Origin of the sequence: Vibrio sp. 10N.247.311.47, from assembly GCF_041467535.1 — a bacterium.
In the GTDB taxonomy this organism is placed as follows: domain Bacteria; phylum Pseudomonadota; class Gammaproteobacteria; order Enterobacterales; family Vibrionaceae; genus Vibrio; species Vibrio crassostreae_C.
Genome location: NZ_JBFSUR010000039.1, coordinates 13,091 through 31,199 on the forward strand (window position 1 = coordinate 13,091; position 18,109 = coordinate 31,199).

13 protein-coding genes are annotated in these 18,109 nt (G+C 44.4%); 12 read left to right on the plus strand and 1 reads right to left on the minus strand.

The annotated features are described in order from the left end of the window. Positions 1-343 precede the first annotated feature (343 nt). The 12 genes from AB6E51_RS20635 (at position 344) to AB6E51_RS20690 (ending at position 11,970) form a co-directional block, all read left to right on the plus strand. Positions 344-1,390 carry a replication initiation protein gene (locus tag AB6E51_RS20635; RefSeq protein ID WP_016799668.1) on the plus strand — a complete coding sequence of 349 codons (1,047 nt, stop codon included), beginning with the start codon at positions 344-346 and terminating at the stop codon, positions 1,388-1,390. Positions 1,391-1,765: 375 nt separating this feature from the next. After that, positions 1,766-2,965 (plus strand): ParA family protein, encoded by a 1,200-nt coding sequence (locus AB6E51_RS20640; RefSeq protein ID WP_076678497.1) that lies wholly within the window; start codon positions 1,766-1,768, stop codon positions 2,963-2,965. Then, on the plus strand, positions 2,965-4,041 hold the full coding sequence (locus AB6E51_RS20645; RefSeq protein WP_016799666.1) for a ParB family protein: 1,077 nt from the start codon (positions 2,965-2,967) through the stop codon (positions 4,039-4,041). The genes AB6E51_RS20640 and AB6E51_RS20645 overlap by 1 nt, the downstream gene beginning before the upstream one ends. A 767-nt stretch (positions 4,042-4,808) precedes the next feature. Continuing rightward, positions 4,809-5,240, plus strand: a complete 432-nt coding sequence (locus AB6E51_RS20650) for a hypothetical protein (RefSeq protein WP_017085169.1) — start codon at positions 4,809-4,811, stop codon at positions 5,238-5,240. 51 nt (positions 5,241-5,291) lie between these two features. Beyond that, positions 5,292-5,777, plus strand: coding sequence for a DNA repair protein RadC (gene radC / locus AB6E51_RS20655; RefSeq protein ID WP_016799664.1), 486 nt, complete (start codon positions 5,292-5,294; stop codon positions 5,775-5,777). 103 nt (positions 5,778-5,880) lie between these two features. Then, complete coding sequence (locus tag AB6E51_RS20660; protein ID WP_016799663.1) at positions 5,881-6,177, plus strand: hypothetical protein; 297 nt, start codon at positions 5,881-5,883, stop codon at positions 6,175-6,177. Positions 6,178-6,898: 721 nt separating this feature from the next. Further along, positions 6,899-8,596, plus strand: a complete 1,698-nt coding sequence (locus AB6E51_RS20665; RefSeq protein ID WP_372140094.1) for a DUF3560 domain-containing protein — start codon at positions 6,899-6,901, stop codon at positions 8,594-8,596. 701 nt (positions 8,597-9,297) lie between these two features. Then, the gene (locus AB6E51_RS20670; RefSeq protein WP_016799662.1) at positions 9,298-9,681 is read left to right on the plus strand and encodes a hypothetical protein; all 384 of its coding nucleotides are present in this window, start codon (positions 9,298-9,300) and stop codon (positions 9,679-9,681) included. Positions 9,682-9,721: 40 nt separating this feature from the next. Beyond that, positions 9,722-10,108 (plus strand): hypothetical protein, encoded by a 387-nt coding sequence (locus AB6E51_RS20675; protein WP_016799661.1) that lies wholly within the window; start codon positions 9,722-9,724, stop codon positions 10,106-10,108. A 78-nt stretch (positions 10,109-10,186) separates the two neighbouring features. Continuing rightward, positions 10,187-10,522, plus strand: a complete 336-nt coding sequence (locus AB6E51_RS20680; RefSeq protein WP_016766862.1) for a hypothetical protein — start codon at positions 10,187-10,189, stop codon at positions 10,520-10,522. Positions 10,523-10,577: 55 nt separating this feature from the next. After that, positions 10,578-11,021 (plus strand): lytic transglycosylase domain-containing protein, encoded by a 444-nt coding sequence (locus tag AB6E51_RS20685; RefSeq protein WP_029203027.1) that lies wholly within the window; start codon positions 10,578-10,580, stop codon positions 11,019-11,021. 589 nt (positions 11,022-11,610) lie between these two features. Further along, positions 11,611-11,970, plus strand: coding sequence for a hypothetical protein (locus AB6E51_RS20690; protein ID WP_017085512.1), 360 nt, complete (start codon positions 11,611-11,613; stop codon positions 11,968-11,970). An 18-nt stretch (positions 11,971-11,988) separates the two neighbouring features. Here the strand turns inward: AB6E51_RS20690 and traI are convergent, their stop codons facing one another. Then, complete coding sequence (traI, locus tag AB6E51_RS20695; protein WP_372140096.1) at positions 11,989-17,766, minus strand: conjugative transfer relaxase/helicase TraI; 5,778 nt, start codon at positions 17,764-17,766, stop codon at positions 11,989-11,991. Between the last annotated feature and the right edge of the window lie 343 nt (positions 17,767-18,109).

Consider the following 18,109-nt stretch of genomic DNA (forward strand, 5'->3'; position numbering starts at 1 on the left):
ACTTTTATCCACATTATCCACATTATCCACATTCTCTATAACAGTATATAACCTCTATATGGTCTATAAAGTATATAGATTATATAAGGACCTATTAATCTATTAAATTCAAAAGGATAGAGTCATAAAGGTAACATTTTATTAGTCTGTTTGATCTTATTTTTAGTCTGAAGGATCTTTTTATTAGTCTGTTGGTAACTAAAATTTAGTGTCTCGGATCGTTATTTTAGTCTTTAGGTCACAGATTTTTAGTGACATGAGCCTGTTTTTTCTTCTTGAGGTTACTGTATTTTAGTCTTATCCTTATTTAACACTAAAAACCTGTTACCTGATGCTAATTACTATGACGGATCATCGCCAGCTAATCACAACGGAAGATTATAAAGAACTGCCAAATGACTTTTTTAAGAAAAGTCATGCTCTTGTATTTAGTCAACTTGGCCTAACAGCACGTGAGCATGATACTTTTGCATTGTTCTTGTCTCGCTTACATGAAGATCATTGGATTGCGTACCAAGAAGGTCGGCATGTTTACGCTCCCGAATACACTTTTCAATCTGAAGTGTTAAAAGAGTGGTTTGGTCTATCAGCAAAGCAACTTTATCCAACTCTCAAACCCATGGCGAAACGTCTTTCTTCCCGAAAGGTAGGTCTTATGAATGACTCTGAACAAGAGTTTGATTTCATGCCACTGTTTAGTCGAGTCGCTTATAAGAAAGGCGCATTAATCATGGTGCCGAACGCTGAACTCATGGATGCGTACCTTGCACAGTCTGCAGGTCATGCTCAGATAAACCATCTCTCCTTTCGAAGTTTAAAATCAGAACATTCAAAGCGTTTGTATAGTATTTTATCTCGTTTTAAGAAGCCTGGTATGAAGTTGCATGAGCAGTCTATTGAGCAGTTGCATGGATTATTTGGCTTGCTCGATGAAAAGGGTAAATTAACTAAGTCAAGTTACAGTAACAACAAGGTCTTCCTCGAGCGATGTATACGTAAGCCAATTGAAGAGCTTTCATCAAATGAAGAGGTGAAAAAAGAGCTTTCATTTTCTGTTGATGAGAAAACTGGGTCTTATGGTTATAAATCCCGATATCGTGGTAAAAGTATCGTTGCACTTGAGTTTCTATTTGAGTGGAAACAAAAAAGTGACAACAAAGGCGAAGCTCAAGAGCGTGCTAAACTAGCAGCTGAGCCTGCTCCAGATAACCCAATGCTTTCGTTAGCGAAGGAGGCATTTAATATAGTGCTTTCTTATCCAGTTAACGGAGAACTTAGTGCACACCATAAGTTGGCTATCGAAAGTGTTAGAATGGGGATCATTGTTATGCCGACAGATATGCAGTTTGATTCCATCTTCTATCATCGGATGGAGCTTATAGATACATAATCTTCAGGTAACAGGTTTTTAGTCTTTAGGCCCAAACACTAAAAAATTGTTACCTTCAATCCTATTGGCCTCTAAATTCCCATTGTATTGTCAGATTAAGTCATTGCGAATTAATCTGTTTTTCGGCTTTCTCAAAATGAGCAGGGAGTGACGTTAAGCGGCAGAATAGCTCTAATAACTATTGTCCACCGACATTAGTTTTATACGACTAAACTTGCTTCTTTCACTGAAAAATAATTGGCCTTCAATGAAGGTCAAGTTATTAGCGTCTAATGTAATAGTAAAAAGTGATAAAAATAGATAATCCCTTGATTTTTACTACCAACCTCAAAAAATGAGGTATATACTATTTCTAATTCCTACATGGAGACGGAAATGGATAACCAACACACTACTACGACATTTCAAGCGCTTAAAACGGGTGCCGATGCTTATATTCAACGTCGTAACCAACGTTTATTAGCCAATCACCGTAAAGAACTTCGTAACTTTACCCGAGCTGAAGCATCCACTTACCTTAATATTGATGCTAAAACGCTTGACCGTTACGTTACTGCTGCAGATATAGACCCTCGACGTCATGCTGAATCTCAATGGTCGATTGATATTGCTGAAATGTACAAGGTTCGGGATTTGCTACCTGATAATTTACGTAAAGACCCTAAGTTTGTACGCAGTGAGAAGCAAAAGACACAAGTAATGGTTATCCAAAACCAAAAAGGTGGTGTCGGAAAAACCGTTTCTGCCGCAACTATCGCTTCAGGTTTAGCAACCGAGTTCCATCAAGAATACCGTGTCGGCTTAATTGACATGGATGGTCAAGCTACGCTATCGATGTACTATGCACCTGAATCGGATCAAGAAGGTAACTTGTCTGTTGGTGATCTGATTATGCAAACATTCGACCTTGATGAAGGCGAAACTGTTGAGCAAGTCATCTCTGAAGCGTTCCTTGAAACTACTATTCCAAACCTACGTATCTTACCTGCTGCGCAAAGTGACAGGGCAATGGAAGGTTGGTTTCATGAAAAAGTTTTTAGCCAAACTTTAGCGTCGCCGTACTCTTTACTTAAAGATATCATCGAGAGCGTGAAAGATGAGTTCGATATCATCATTATCGACACCCCACCCTCACTTGGATATGCGACCTTTAACGCGTATTTTGCTGCAACCAATGTGGTGTTCCCGTTATCGATTACCGAAAATGATATTGATGCTACCTGCTCTTACTTCAGTTACATTCCTCAAGTATGGGCATTGTTAGAGAACGCTAACCATGAAGGCTATGACTTCATGAAAATATTACTGACTAACCATCGTGATAGCTCAACGACCACAGAACTTATGAACAATCTGTACGACCACTTATCTCCCTACCTGTACTCAAAAGAGTTCAAACATAGTGAAGCGGTTCGTCAGTCCTCTTCCTTACTCTCGACGGTATTTGATATGTCGAAAAGTGAATACCCGAAAAGTAAAGCTACCTTCCAAAGCGCGCAGCAAAATAGCTATGAAGTTACAAGTCAGATCTTGCGCGATATTCTCAACGTTTGGCGTGTACAGGAGAACAAATAATGGCAAAAAAACGCGGCGGTAGCCCTTTAGGCAATACTCCTGGCTCTGCTCAAGCACAGCAATCAGCGGCTAAAGCAAACTTAGAAACCCTAACAGCACAACTCAATACAGAATTAGAGAAAAGTGGCCATAATGCAGCCGAGTATCTACAGCAAAAGTTCGGTATAGAGTCGGTCGGTCAGAAAATGGTGTGGCAACTTTCATCTGGAAGCACTGCGACTTTCAATGAAGTAACCCTGACTTATGAACAGGTAAAGCTGAGCACTGTGGTTACTTTCGATGTGAACGGACGTGATCAGTCTTTGCTAACAAGAGAGTCATTAGAAGATTTAAACTCTCTAGAGTTCCAGCAGTTTTACCCTGCGGTTGGTCGTGAAGTCGATGGCCTTATTGATGTACTTGATGGCTCTCGACGCCGAGCATGGTTCTTACTTCAAGAAGGAAAGATCACAAGCTTCCGCATTCTTGTCACTCAAGATGATATTTCAACGGCAGATGCCAAAGCGTTAGCCAAGCAACTACAAACTGCGAAAGAGCATAACTTACGTGAGATTGGTTTACAGTGTCTCACAATTAAAAAAGCCGATAGTGAGATAACTCAAGCTGAGATTGCACAGCGTGTCGGGTTAAGCCAGGCGGGTGTCAGTAAAGCCATCAAAGCGGCATGTATTGATGAAAGACTCGTGCAAGTATTTCCTGATTCAAATGCCCTATCTCACCCCGATTATAGTTTGCTAGCTAAAGTGATGAAGGTCTGCGAAGACAACGAAGCGTTAATGCATTTTCTGAATGTCATAGACAAAAAACTTGTCAATATTCAGGCTGAATATTCAGTAAAGGACCAGAAAGATGCGATTATTACTGCCATAAAATATGAGTTGAAAATTGTAGAAGCCAAGCAAGGAGCAGAGGCCGCTAAAGTCGAAATAACTCCCCTCGCCCAGTTCGACAGCAAAGGAATGTTCGCCCGCAAGAAAGTGAAGGGACGTAACTTCTCATATGAGTTTGGTCGATTGTCGAAAGAGGTTCAGACTCAATTAGATGAAGCGATTCAAGCTGTACTCAGTAAAAAATAGGAAAAACTCGACGGCAGCTTTTTAGCTGGCGTCGAGTTTTGTTATGACGTGTTTGTCTATAGTATCTACTACTTGATTGCTGCTCTACTTAATGAAGATATAGTTAATGTCGTTAAGATGATGAGAGGCATGAGTAAGCCGGCAAAATCACATTCGACAAAGTAGAAATGAGAATTTCCATTCAAGTAATTTACTGACGATGAAATGAAATATATTTAAATAAATCTCATTGTTAGACTATTCCTTATTCCTTATTCCTTATTCCTTATTCCTTATTCCTTATTCCTTATTCCTTCTTAACTTATTACTGAAAATAAAATGTTCTGGTGCTATTGCTCTGGGCGTTACCCTTCGGGCAAGGCTTTTCGCTTGTATCTTTCACCTATGACCTAAGAGTGGCATCACCCTGGAAAGTCACTGCGTGCCGCCCCAGAATGTGCCTCTCTACAGCCCCTATCTAAAAGGATATCGCTGCAATCCTGAACGCCTGCGCCTCGTCATTCTTCCTCATTTCAGTTCGTCGTACCTCCTCACTCCTTTCACTGACATCCATTAAGTTCGAGTAAGGGCTTGTTGTCTTATGTGCCGACTCCCCTTTCGACTCGCATCATTTGATGGGGCTCGCAGGCTGTTAACCCTCCTCAATCAGAACCTTCTCTGCAAGGGTAAATGAACGCTTCGCGCCCCTGCAGAGAAGAACCCTGTTTGAGGTAGGGACAGCCAAGCGGCTCCATAAAAGTGATACTCAAACATAAAGGAAACTCCTCATGGCACAACGACACTCAAGCCCAACTCTCTCTAAATCGATGTTCAGCGACCAGCGTTTCGCCGCTGGGCACGAAAGCTCACCAAAAAATGATATCTCTAGTCCGATCGTTGAACGTGCAGTTCGTTCGACTGTTTCAGCTACGGTTTCAAAAGGACTTATCTGGGTAAATTCCACTGACTTTAATTCGACTGTTCGAGCGGTCAAAGTGCATGAGATTTTACTTAAGGAGTTTGGTTATACCGATTCTTTGATCTTGGAGGAAAGCCAGAAAGGAAAAGGGGTGAGCATTAGCGTATGTGACCGAGTGACGACTGTGAAACAGATGCGAGAAGATTATGCCTACGCGAAAAAAGAAGAGAGAAACGTTGAAACGACCGCTAAGCATCAAGAAATAGCGAAAGACCTTCTGACTAGCTTGTATGGCCAATAACACGGACTGAGCGCCGCCCATCACGACTTTAAATATTAAAAGGGATCTATTATGTCTGTACTTGCTAACTACTCTAATCACAGCCTTTTCTCTGTAGAAGAAAAAGATATCTTGAACCATGCCGCGAGCATTTTAAAATCTAAGTTGTTTGTGTCAGAGCAGACGCCACTCAACTCCCCTGAATTGGTGAAGTCATTTTGTCAGACTTCACTCGCCTCCAATGAAAGCGAAGTGTTTGGGGTGATCTTTCTTGATAGTCAGCATCGAGTTTTACGCACAAAAGAGATGTTTAACGGCACCATTGACGCCGCATCCGTTTACCCGCGTGAAGTGGTCAAGGAGTCACTGGCCACAAATGCAAGTGCAGTCATTTTTTATCATAATCATCCCAGCGGTGATGCCACACCCAGCCAAGCCGATCGACGTATTACTCGACGACTGACCGACGCGTTAGCCTTGGTTGATATTCGAGTACTCGATCACTTCGTTGTGTCTTTTGAAGATGTGGTGTCGTTTGCGGAGCGTGGTTGGATATAGCCATTAGTTGGTGAAAAATGTTTCTCATTCACGCCTATTCTGGCGTGAATGACTTCGGTAACGTAATGCAGTAAACTAAAGACAACTAAATAAGGTTTCTATTATGTCTGAATCAAGCAAAGTCACATTAAGCGTTGAAGAGCTGATCAACCTAACCGCTCATGCTGCCACTCAAGAGCAGTTAAATGATACGCGTAAAGAACTCGATCAGAAGATCGAAGCGGTTCGTCATGAGCTTTCAGATAAAATCGACACGGTTCGCAATGAGCTTTCAGATAAAATCGATACGGTTCGTAATGAAGTGAGTTCCCTTAAAAACCTCATTATTGCAACAGCCTTCACGATGATTGCGACGGTAGCCGGTGCCGCGTTTTGGGTTGGCAGTCATATCAACGTTTAATGTTCAAATATGTTTTCTGAAATGCCTCTTATCCTAGAGGCATTTTTTTTACCTCGTGATTGCTGTGTACGCTTGGGTTTCTGCGCTAAAAGAGGTTGAGCCAAAGGCTCGACCGCAAGCGGTCGTCAAAACGGCTCTCAGTACCACAGTACGCCCATTTGCTCTATGCTTGATTATATTGCTTTGTCATGGTGTCGCTTTGTTGATTTTTGCCTTATAGGGCTTGATAGGCGGCTTTTTTATTATGACGGTTTAAAACTGATTTGAAGCACAGTGTCATGGTAAGGGCTTCGATTGGGCGTTACCCTTCGGGCAAGGCTCTCCGCTTGTATCTTTCATCTATGGCCTAAGAGTGGCTTCACCCTGGTGAGTCACTGCGTGCCGCCCTAGGATGTGCCTCTCTACAGTCCCTATCTAAAAGGATATCGCTGCAATCCTGAACGCCTGCGCCTCGTCATTCTTCCTCGTTGCCGCTCGTCGTGCCTCCTCACTCCTTTCACTGACTGAACGAAAGAATCTGTAAGATGGATTTTGTTTTTCGCCTGTCTTTTTTCCTTTGATTTCTCATTACCGTGTCGCGGTCTTCCTGCTTAACGTCCCAAATCAGAACCCCCAAAACAAGGGTATATGAACGCTTCGCGCCCTTGTTTTGATGAACCGTGATTTTGGGTCGAGCAGTCAGGCGACAACGGGAATGAAAAATTAATCAAAGGAAAAACTTATGACAGACTCAATCCTTAATCCATCAACAGCTTCTAACGTTCAATCCGCGACAAACGTATCCCCGTTTGAGCCGTCAGGCTCATCCAAGAATGAATTTTTGAAGCGCTTCTCTGGTCATAAGTTGCGTAAAAATGCGAAGGCTAAAATTACGAAGCTGTTGGAATATGCTGACACGTTGATCTTAAAAACTCAGTCAATGGGGATGGATGATTGCTTTAGAAGTAATGAGCCTGTCACGATGGATAAATCCGAATTTTGGGATTGGTACGAAAAGAACTACAGCGACATGGTTATTTTATTAACCATCCGTGAAGGCGCTCTAGTGAAAGTGCAGGTCTGTGATTGTATCTATCATTTTTCTAATGATGTGGTGATGACATTCTCTTTGGATGGAGAGGAACCGCAAAGCACGATTATTGAGGGGGAATGCTCAGAAGTGGAGGGCACCGAAGAAGTGAAAGAGCCGGTGCAGCTTGCCCCGTTCGACCAATACGTACACCTGGAAAAGACCGCCGTTGTGAAGCAAGTGATTATTGATTGGAGTGAATCCAATTTATTATCTGATGGCAATGCGTACACCCTTGATGATTACAACAAAAAAGCAAGTCAAGAAGCTATGGAAGTGGGCCGCAATAACGGTTACACCAAGACGATGATGTATATCGAGTTTGATAATGGTGACTTGGAGCGATTTAGACATGATATTGATGCGGATCACCCAACGCTGAACCACTATTACGCTGCTGTGACTGATACAAAATTGATGGGCTTGTCTAAAGTGCGCTTTACGTTTGAGCAAGTGACAAAGGCATTGATTGACGGTTATCTTTCCCCGCTTAACAGTGATGAGAAAAAGCCAACACCGCCACCACAAGATAACACCCGAAAAGTGGTAGCGCTGGGAGACTATCAAGAGCGACAAGAAGCGAAGCGCGATAGATTAGAAGAGCGCGCCGCTAAAGCGGCAGCGGTCTCTAATGAGCGATTTAATACCGCGAGTACATTAGGGAAAATGTTACCGTTCGGTCAGCCAATCCTGGTTGGTCACCATTCAGAAGCGAAGCACCGTAAACACGCGGAGAGCATCAATACCAACATGCGTAAAAGCGTAGAGGCTCAGGATAAAGCGGAATATCTGAGCCGTCGCGCTGATAGTGTAGGCTCTGCCGGTATCGCGTCAGACGACCCAGAAGCGGTTGAAAAATTGAAGAAAAAGCTCGAGGGTTTGATTAAAAGTCATGAACTCATGAAAGCCGTTAATAAGATCGTTCGCTCTAGTCATATGACCGAGGAAGACAAGATCGAATATTTGGTTAATACACACGGACAGACAGAAGAAAGAGCAAAAAAATTATTACGCCCGTGTGAGTTTTTTGGAAAGTTTGGCTTTGATGCATACGCACTACAGAATAGTAATGCCAATATCCGAACAACTAGAAAGCGTTTAGAGCACTTGGAAGCGTTGCACAACGAAGCGCCATTACAGGGTAACGGCGAGGCAATGGGGACGGCTTGGGAGCTGTACGAAGAAGAGGGCCGCATTAAGTTTTCATTTGACGGTATTCCAGCCGAAGAGGTGCGCAAAAAATTAAAAAGTAACGGTTTTAAATGGTCACGATACTCTAAAGCGTGGGTGCGTAAACTGACGCCCAACGCGGTCTTTGTGACAAAAAGACTCATTACTTTATTCGATTAAAACCGAATGAGATGCCTCTTAGCCTGGAGGCATTAGTTTCCTTTGTGATTTCCTTGAACGCTGTGGTCGCGCTAAAAGACGTTGAGCCAAAGGCTCGACCGCAAGCGGTCGTCAAGCTGGCTCTCAGGAGGACTGTAGGCCCATTGACTCGATGCTTGATTGTATTGCAGTGTATTGATGTCAATTTGTGGTTGCGTGGCTGATAGGGCTCAATTGACGAGTTTTTTATGATGATCGTTTAAAGCGGATTTGAAGCACAGCGTCGTAATAAGGGCTTGGATTGGGCGTTACCCCTACGGGGCAAGGCTTTTCGCTTGTATCTTTCATCTATGGCCTAAGAGTGGCATCACCCTGGTGAGTCACTGCGTGCCGCTCCAGAATGTGCCTCTCTACAGTCCCTATCTAAAAGGATATCGCTGCAATCCTGAACGCACTCCTCTCACTGCGTTCGTTGCGCCTCGTCGTTCCTCCTCGTTGCTTTCCCTGCCTTTGAATAAGTTCGAGTAAGGCTTGTTTTCTTATGCGCCGATTTCCTTTCACTCGCATCATTTACGGACTCGCAGGCTGTTAACCGTCTCTCCCCACAACCTGCTTTGCAAGGGTAGATGAACGCTGCGCGCCCTTGCAAAGCAGAACGATGGTGAGAGAGCGGACAGCCAAGCGGCTCCGAAAAGTGATACTCAAACAAAAGGAAAATCCTCATGGCGCAACAAAATTCAAACCTAACTCTCTCTAATTCAAATTCAGTGACCAGCGTTTCGCCGCTGGAGCACGAAAGCTCACCAAAAAATGATATCTCTAAGCGTCTGCAACTAGTAGAGCCAAGTCGTGATGTTGCCCTATCAGGAGCAACATCTGTGGAAAATATTGTCGTGATTGCAGCTCATGTAAAAGCAAGAGCCAGGCATTCCAGTGTTTGGCTAGAACTGACGGTTTTATTCCCAGAAACAGAACTCAATAAGCCGTACTGGGGGCAAGGCATCGCGAGAGGTCATGTGATTACTGAAACAAATAAGGTAGGGCTGAATAGTCGTGCTGTCGTCATGGGATGGGTGACAGATAGCCATCAATATATCGAAGTATAAAGACTTGATACCCCTTAGTTATAAAATGGAGACTTAAATAATGAAATATCTCTCACACTATATTCAAGACAAACAAACTCAGGCTTTTAATGATGCTGGGGCGTTCTTTGCTTTTTCTAATCAACAGTTCGATGAGGCAAAAAAAGAGGGCGTGAAATACGCATCACTAGGTATGGGGTTAATTTGCCCAGTTGATAATGCCAAGCAATTAATGACTCGTTTAGATTCCATCGCTCAAGAAGGGATCGCCGAAGATATCAAAGAGAACGGGAAAAAGGCGATCATTCGCCGTGAGTTATTTAATCACGAATGTTTCTACACAAATGATATTTGTGATTGTGTGGAAAAGCTCGAAGGCTATGGCATTTCATACGATGAGATTTATGAAGTGTTTAATCACATTCGTAAAACGGAAGACGTTTATTAAACGTGAAAATTAAAGCGCCTTGATATTTGTTCCATCAAATATCAAGGCATGTTCAAGTCAATTATGGTGAATATTCGAATGAACATTCTGAATGCTACACAAGATAGAGAAGAAACGAAAGCAAAATGTTACGTTTGTACGGCCGTGCCGTTTTCGTTGGGTAAAGTAGTCTATACGCAAGGTATTGAGCAGTTATTAGATAATAATGTCGGTGCTAACTTGTCGATTTATTTGCAGCGTCACCAAAGTGGAGATTGGGGAGAGACTTGCATTGAAGATAAAATCACCAATGACGAAGCAACCAAAACAGGCGAGAGAGTGATATCGAATTATACGATTTGTGATCAATCGGTTTGGATAATAACTGAACGTGACCGCAGCGTGACCACAATTTTATTACCTTGTGAATATTGATATCTCAATGGGATGGCATAAAATGAGAGTCCTATTATTAGGGCTCTTTTTTATGATGAAACCATTACTTTATCTTTCGTTGTTATCGCCGTGTTTCAGTTGGGCTTTTTGCTTTGATGAGGCAGGGCGATTTTATAATGTCGATCCACAGCTTTTAAAATCCATTGCCACGGTAGAAAGTAGCCTAAAGCCGAACGCGTACAATGAAAATAAAAATAGAGTCGGTGAGGTGGTTAGTCGTGACTTTGGATTGATGCAAATCAATTCCCATTGGTTTGTTAGACTATCCAAATTTAATGTGAATGAAACAAATATCTATCATCCTTGCTTTAATGTTCATCTTGGCGCGTGGGTATTAAGTTCTAATTTTTCTAGTCATGGTTATAACTGGAACAGCGTCGGCGCGTATAATGCGGGTTTTTCCAAACGCACCGAGAACGCCAGAAAAATATACATCCAAAAAGTCCAATCGGTTTATTTTAAGATGAACGTTCAATAAAAGGCCTCGCACCATAACGGTGCAAAGCCTTCAGCTTTTCCTCTCGCTTTCTTCCTTCAATTTCCAGATCCCCCGCATCCCTCGTTCGTCAGATTCATTCGCCACCTGGTCGGCTTTTGTCTTTCGCTGTCAGTTTTTCCCGTCGTTTGATTAAGGAACTCAGATCATTCGTTCTGAGTTGTTGGTTAGTTGAGTTGGTGACCACACACCACGGCACATTGATTTCAATGTGAATGGTTGTCTGTGAGAAATATAAAGACAATAAAAACAATGGCTTACAGTTGGTATTGAAGGCAAAGTAGAGCGTGAAAAAATTTTCAAAATCTCAACTAATTAGCCGCTAAAATCCCAGTGTAAAAATATGTAATCACATTGAATTATCATTGACGCCTTTCTGTGTAAGGGATTGTGGTGATTTTAATCTAAATTCAATGGGATTTAATTGAATTGTCATTTAACCCTTTAGCAGTAAGGTTGTAGCGGTTTTTTTGAAACTAAGTACAATGGGTTTACATTGAGAATTTATTGGATTTCATTGGGGCTTAAAGGTGGGCTTCATTGACATTCATTGAGGAGAAAAAGCTAAATTATGTCACGTTCTTACCCTTTACAAAGCTCCCTTCGAGGGAAGCTAGAGCAAGATTTTAAGAAATTCAGAGACAGAGAAAAGTTAAGTGATGCCGAGGCAACTCGTCAGCTTTTTACCTTAGCGTTGCGCATCAAACTGAATGACAGTGACGATGAGCGGCCGTCGAACCGTGAGTTGATGGAAGAAACGTATCGTAGAGTTAGGCAGGTACAAGGCGTGCTAAATTTAAATTTGGCGCATAGCTTTGATGGTGAGAGTTATTATAAGAACAAAGCGGATTCGATTGAGCAAAGAAAATCCAACACCGCTTTGGTTGATAAAAGCGTCGACGAGTATCTTGAAGGCGAAAAAAAAGGGTAGCCACTGGCTACCCTTATATTATCGCTCTAACTCTCTGTCGATTTCTCTGTCTTCCCAATGGCTCTCTTTCTCTGAGTGATTCAATGCCATCTCTTGTTGAGGTGAATATTCTTTTGGCTCAAAGTGGTCGAGTGATTGGCTGTCGGTTTCTTTTTTCTCATTATAGTTGAGGGTGTCTAATTCGCTCTCTTGATGAGAAGTGTACGTCTCACTTAATTCAAGGCTATGTGCGCTTTTATCTCGCTCTAGTTTATCAATACACGATTTAATGTCCTCTTTAAGATTATCATCTGACATGAATTGAATGTCTCGACCATTAAAGTTCTCGACGATTTTTTCAATGTTGTTCGGGTTTAAATCGTGGTTGCCGTGATTTAATACAATAATGATGTTCTGTCTCAGTTCATCGGTAGAGATGTTTTGAATATCGTTCTTATGATTGACGTTGATAATATCAATCTGTCCTTGGGTTTGGTCTCGAATTAAGAAAGAGTTCTCAATCGAGGTACTGATGATGGTGGTGTTTAAATTCTCTCCTTGATGGAATTGGGTTAATTGTTTGGACTTTGTGCCTAGGGTTCTTGGGTTAATATCTAGGGAGGTGTCTTTATTTCCTTGAGTGTCTAAATAGGTCACTTCAATGGCTTTAGTTTCACCTTCTTTATTGTGGATGTTGGTTAACATCGCAGGATGAAGAGATCTATCTTCGGATGAATAGACCGCTGGGTGGAACTTAACCTGGTTATTTTCAATGTTATTGACACCGAGCTTGTTTAAGTACGTTTGGGCCAACGTGTTATCCATCGGTAAGCTTTGATTGATATAATCTTTAGCCCGTTCTTCAAACTGCGCAATATGCCTTGGGGTGGTGCTCAGTAATTTGTCGTGTTTACTGTTTTCCTCTAATTGATATTTATCCGGCTCATTGAGCATCTTGTGCGCTTCATTCATTGCGGCTTTATAATTCATTTCCTTATGACTCATAATTAGGTTAATCAATGCGCCTTTTTCGCCTGTGGTGTAGTCTTTGAAATACCCGCGATGCTCTCCAGTTAAGGTGACTTTAATGGCCGATTTTCCAATACCAAAGGTTAAATAATCCCGGTCTGATTTGGATTGATTCGGCTGGCCTAATAACTGAATGGCGAGGCTTTCGGTGTATTTTGGTAGCTGCGTATTGATGTGCTCCCTAAATGTGTTGTAGTCAAAGTCACCGCTTTTATTTTGGAACCGGACGTCCTCATGAGGGAGTGCATTACGGTTAAAGTAGGTGGTGTCTTTGGGTGGAATTTGGTTGAGGGTTTCTATCGCACTGGCTTTATGGCTCTCTTTAGAAAGCCAGCTTTTGACCAATTGTTTTGTGTTGTCGGTATAGAGCCGAATGTGCTGACTGGCACGAGTCACATCGATACCGGCGCGTCTTAAGTTGGTCAGTGCGCCTTTGCTTTGTATCGCGCTAATGACGTGTTGATAGGTGGACCCTTGCGCCATGTCTGCGGTTCGACTGTAAGCGTAGTCCCAGTGCCCGTCTTTAAGCGCATTAGGGTTAAGGTTGAGTGTTTGTCCTGTCTTAGATTGAGCGATAACACGGTCTGTAGTCGCTTGCGTGATGCGGTACTCCACGTTGGCTTTGATACTGCGCTCTTTATCGGTAAAACGGGTGATGATTTTATCGCCCGTTGAGAGTGGTTTTTCTGACGTAGAGAACAGGGTGGTGAAGCGGTGGTCACGGTTGCGCGGTAAGAATGGCCTAGTCTTACCTGTCGCTGCGTCTTGAAGTGTCACCACGCCATGCTCTGAGTCAACGTGAGTGATTGTCGCGTACTCACCGGGTCTGGTGCTCAATATCAAGCCTTTTTGATACGGCATCATGGTAGTGAGCTCTTCACCCGTGGCGCCGATTGAGCGTAGCCGGGTTGCGACGACGTTCTCTTTGCCTAACTCACTCTGTTTCATCAAACCGACACGGATGTGTTCGGTGATGGTGTCTCGCTCCTGGTTGGTGTACGCGATAATCAGTGTGTTGTCTCGCGTTTCGGGGGTGCGCTCTAAATAGTCTTTGGCGACCATGTAGGGCAGCTTCTCTGTGGCGGTGAGCTGCGCTCTGCGTCGGTCTTTGTCGTTTTCATCCAACGTGGAAATGACATGTTGACTGTTGCTTTGAGTATCAGGGGCTTGCTGCTGGAGTTTATCTAGGGCGCTGAGTGGCTGTTTATCAATGGTGTTTTGCTGTGCATTGTGCAGGGTGTCATTTTGTGGACGTACCATATCGGTCATGTAAGCGGTATCGATGCGGCCTTGGCTTATGGCCAGCTCAAAGGGTTTACCGGCACTGAGTGATAAAAGCTGCTCTTTATCGCCCAATTTGGCTGTTTTGGACTGACTGTCATTGACCAGCTTTGTGAACTCATCGGCTTGCTTGTTGCTGACCATGGAGCTTTCATCGAGAAAGAACAAGGTGTGTTGATAGTCACTGGCTTCTCGATTGCCTTGTCGGATGTCAGAGAGCAAGCTTTCCAGGGTTTGCGCTTTCACGCCTTTGCTTTCGAGCTCTGCTACCGCTGCGTGAGTGGGCGCAAGACCGATGACGCTTTGCTCTGGCTGCTGGCTGGCTTCTTTGACTAACTGGATAAGTTCAATATTGGATTCAAGCATGGTGGACTTACCTGTACCGGCTAACCCTTGGATGGCCACAAAGCTGTCCTTGGTGGTTGAGATAAGGGTGATGGCGTCCTTTTGCCCTTGGGTTAAGCGAGGCTTGGTATCGAGAAAGTCTTGCACCTGCTTAGGCGTTGCAAAAGGTTGATGTTGGCCTTTACCATCATCGATGTTTTGTAAGATGCGCTTTTCAGTCTCCAGCGCGGCTTGCGTCGTCCAGCGTGTGCCGTCACTGTACTCTGCAGAGAGGGTGTTGCTGCGTTTATTCAGCTCTGTTTCAACCTGCTCTTTGGTAATAGAGCCTCCGGCTTCTTCAAAGGCGTAACGCACCGCTTCCACTACTAAGGCTTTTTGGCTAAAAGCCGCTTCTCGCTCTGAGAGGTGGTTCAGGGCAAAGCTGACCGCTTTTTCGATGAGTGGGGCGTTTTGCGCTTTGGCTAGTGCTGACAGTGCCTGACTGACATCCTGCTTTAGCAAATCTTGGGTGGCGTCGTTTAGGTAGCGGTCGTTGACGTTTTGCGTCTGCAGTACACGCTCAATGGCTGACGGGGAGACCTGCTCTTTCTCAAGTGCGCTTTGGGCTTTGTCTGGTTTGTCGGTGAAGATATCAAGGCGCTCTGTTTTTTCAGTCAGGTCGCTTATCAGGGGCTTAGATAGGGTAAATGCTTTGCCTGACAGCAAGGTATGGGCTTTTGGCTCAATATGGTGGGCGCCGTGAACGTAGTCGTATTGCAGCGGCGCGTCTTTTAGGCTCTCTAAGTTGACGCGCTGCGTTTCCCCTTTGCTCTCAAGCGTGAGGCTTTCTTTGTCAAGGTGAGTGACAAGGTAGCTTTGGTTCGCGTCCAAACCAGCAGGGAAGTGTTTGCCTAACGTTCGAAGGCGTTCGCCTTGGGCGATGTTGAGACTTTGCGGTTTATTGATTTGCATCTTCATGTGCTTAAAGGCGCGACTGGACGGGTCAAAGGTGTGTGACTGTCCATCGCGTTTGCTGAGTGCGGTCATGGTGTTGCTCTCTTTATCGATACTGGCGATGACAAAACTCTGAGGTTTGTTTTTCTCCCAATGGGCGAGTGTCATGCCTGGTTTGTAGTGTTGAACGAGGGGTTGTTGCGCTTTGGAGAGGTGGTGAGGGGTTTGAGTGAATAGGGTGGTTTCGTGTCTGGCGAGGGCGCCGGTATTTTTCAGTTGGCCCCGTATCGCTTCGGTTAGCCGCCGCTGCTCGACGCTGGAAGTGGCAATCACTTGCGTGTTGGCTTTATCGGGGAGGCCTGAGTACACCCGCGCTATCCTATCGGTATCATTGTCATGCAGTTTCACGTTGGTGTTGCTGGCTCGCTTGCTAACCCAAGAATGACTCTCCACATTGCCTTTTTGATACAGCGAGATAGCGTTATTGGCTTTAAATCCCTGGCGGCTTGATACGCGGTTAAGCATCACTACTTTACTGCTCGATTGTTTGGCTTTATCGGTGAGGGCCAACAACTCATTGGCACTCATCTTATGGGCGTCATCGATGAGCAAGACGTCTTTATTGGTCAGCGGCGTATCGCTTTGCAATAAGCTGTGGGTAGTGTGGCGCTGCTCTGGTGAAAAGAGCTGACCAACCCAAGCGCTGAGTGTTTGACTCTTACGCTGTACGCTCTCCATGCCCTCTGTCTTGGCTTTCACGCTTTGGGAGACCAATTGGACACGCTTACCGCTGTGATTGCCTACATTGAGTAGCTGCTGCGCAATGCTTTGTGATGAGCCGTGTACATTCACCACATGGAACTGTTTGGTGGAGTGGTACAGGTCAGTCAATAGGCGCTGCTGGCTTTCAGGGATAGCGAGCTTGTTGAGCGTGCTGGATTCAACGTGTGTACGCATGTGATGCGCCCGTCCTTGTGTGCTGTCGATAAGCGCTTTCTCGTTATCAATTAAGCCTTTGGTGGTGTATTGCCCTTTTTGACTGAGTCCTATCAAGTCGCCTTGTTTAATCATTTCATCCGCGACTTTTTTGATATCAAGGGCGTTGAGTTGCACGCCGCCTTTGGTGAACTCTGAGGCGGTGAGTTCAATGATTTTTTCTAGGTGTAACGCGGTGCTGTATTGCCCTAGATGGTCAATGGCTCTGCTGATGGCGGCTTTGGTTTTACCAAGTGGTGGGGTGTTTTGCGCTTCTTTCACTTGTTGCGCCATGGTGACAAGCTCTGCGGGGTCATACCCTTGCTCTTTTACGGTGCTTTGCCACTGTTTGTTGAGGCTGTCACTGCTCTGGTAGGTTTTGCTTTTACGAGTATCGAGGTTTGCTACGTCTTTCGCCGCGCGAGAGTCAAAGCCTAAATCGAGTGTGCGTTGGTCAATTTGTTGTTTGCGAGTGGATGACGCATCAAGAATAGGCTGAGGGACACCGGTGATTTCGAACTGACCGTTGCCGACGCCTCGCGTGGAATAACCGAGTGTTTCTGCCTCTTTAGCTAATTGGCTCTGGTACAAGATACCGTAGTATTTTTGGAAGTTGTAAATGCGCTCGCCAGTGCCGTTAATCACGCCCCCTTTTTGTTTTAGGCTGGATGCAAGCGTGCGAAGTTTTCCTTCTTGATCGCGCGTCATGTTAGCGGCTAGCGCGTGAGAGTGGACCTGTGGGTCGTTTTCACGGCTGGTCTTATGGCGCACGACTGCGAATATCATCGAGTCGGTGTTGTGAAACTCGCGTGCTCCCTCTTTGTTGATGGTAGTGAATTGTGCCACGTCTTTTTCTAGTTCTGTTAAGGCGAACTTCACTGCGTTATTGTGCGCTTCAATAAGTCGATGGTCGCCACTTACAAGCGCAAGAACGCTGACGGTTTTAGGTGCAGAAAAGGTCAGGTCGAAGCCCGATTTATGATCATTTCGTTTCCCTTTAATGGTTTCACCACCCAGGTTGCCAGAGAGCACCGACTCTAGGGTGGCTTGCTCTACGGGCTTTCCCGCCAGTCCCGCTTCGATGGCCAGCTTGCCATGCCAGAAGGTGTTTTCTCCCTGGCCTTTTTCCTTGAGGTAATAGTTATCGCCCACGTCTTTTTCTAAAGAGACGTCAGGTAGGTCTTTGGGGGTTTCTTCGGTGAGGTAATATTTGGCAGCGCCAGAAGCGGATTTCAATGGGCTAATAGAAAGCATGAGTATTTTCCTTGTGCAACGCAAATCGCCGCTAGCAGCAAAACTGAGCGGTGGTAATAACGGGAGACGGAATTACAAAGCCTTGCCATTGCAAGGATTTGAATAGTGATGATAAGGCTCTATGTACGTTTCTAGTGCACTATAACTAAATGTTTAATAGTAACTAAGATTGAGTCAGTGCACTTTTTGACACGATGAGTGCCAAGTACAAGCAAGTCAGGCCTATCGAATGCAATAAACCAAATAACGAGTACTCCATGCTGATGCTCAGGAGTAAAGCGAATCCTGTAGAGGTGAGTACAATGTAGTGAGGCGTGTTGGGGCGTTTTTTAACAAAAACCAC

Coding starts and splice junctions, on each gene's coding strand:
- AB6E51_RS20690 (WP_017085512.1), top strand. CDS start 11,611: ATGTCACGTTCTTACCCTTTACAAAGCTCCCTTCGAGGGAAGCTAGAG.
- AB6E51_RS20675 (WP_016799661.1), top strand. CDS start 9,722: ATGAAATATCTCTCACACTATATTCAAGACAAACAAACTCAGGCTTTT.
- AB6E51_RS20685 (WP_029203027.1), top strand. CDS start 10,578: ATGAAACCATTACTTTATCTTTCGTTGTTATCGCCGTGTTTCAGTTGG.
- AB6E51_RS20645 (WP_016799666.1), top strand. CDS start 2,965: ATGGCAAAAAAACGCGGCGGTAGCCCTTTAGGCAATACTCCTGGCTCT.
- AB6E51_RS20640 (WP_076678497.1), top strand. CDS start 1,766: ATGGATAACCAACACACTACTACGACATTTCAAGCGCTTAAAACGGGT.
- AB6E51_RS20670 (WP_016799662.1), top strand. CDS start 9,298: ATGGCGCAACAAAATTCAAACCTAACTCTCTCTAATTCAAATTCAGTG.
- AB6E51_RS20635 (WP_016799668.1), top strand. CDS start 344: ATGACGGATCATCGCCAGCTAATCACAACGGAAGATTATAAAGAACTG.
- AB6E51_RS20665 (WP_372140094.1), top strand. CDS start 6,899: ATGACAGACTCAATCCTTAATCCATCAACAGCTTCTAACGTTCAATCC.
- AB6E51_RS20680 (WP_016766862.1), top strand. CDS start 10,187: ATGAACATTCTGAATGCTACACAAGATAGAGAAGAAACGAAAGCAAAA.
- radC (WP_016799664.1), top strand. CDS start 5,292: ATGTCTGTACTTGCTAACTACTCTAATCACAGCCTTTTCTCTGTAGAA.
- traI (WP_372140096.1), bottom strand. CDS start 17,766: ATGCTTTCTATTAGCCCATTGAAATCCGCTTCTGGCGCTGCCAAATAT.
- AB6E51_RS20650 (WP_017085169.1), top strand. CDS start 4,809: ATGGCACAACGACACTCAAGCCCAACTCTCTCTAAATCGATGTTCAGC.
- AB6E51_RS20660 (WP_016799663.1), top strand. CDS start 5,881: ATGTCTGAATCAAGCAAAGTCACATTAAGCGTTGAAGAGCTGATCAAC.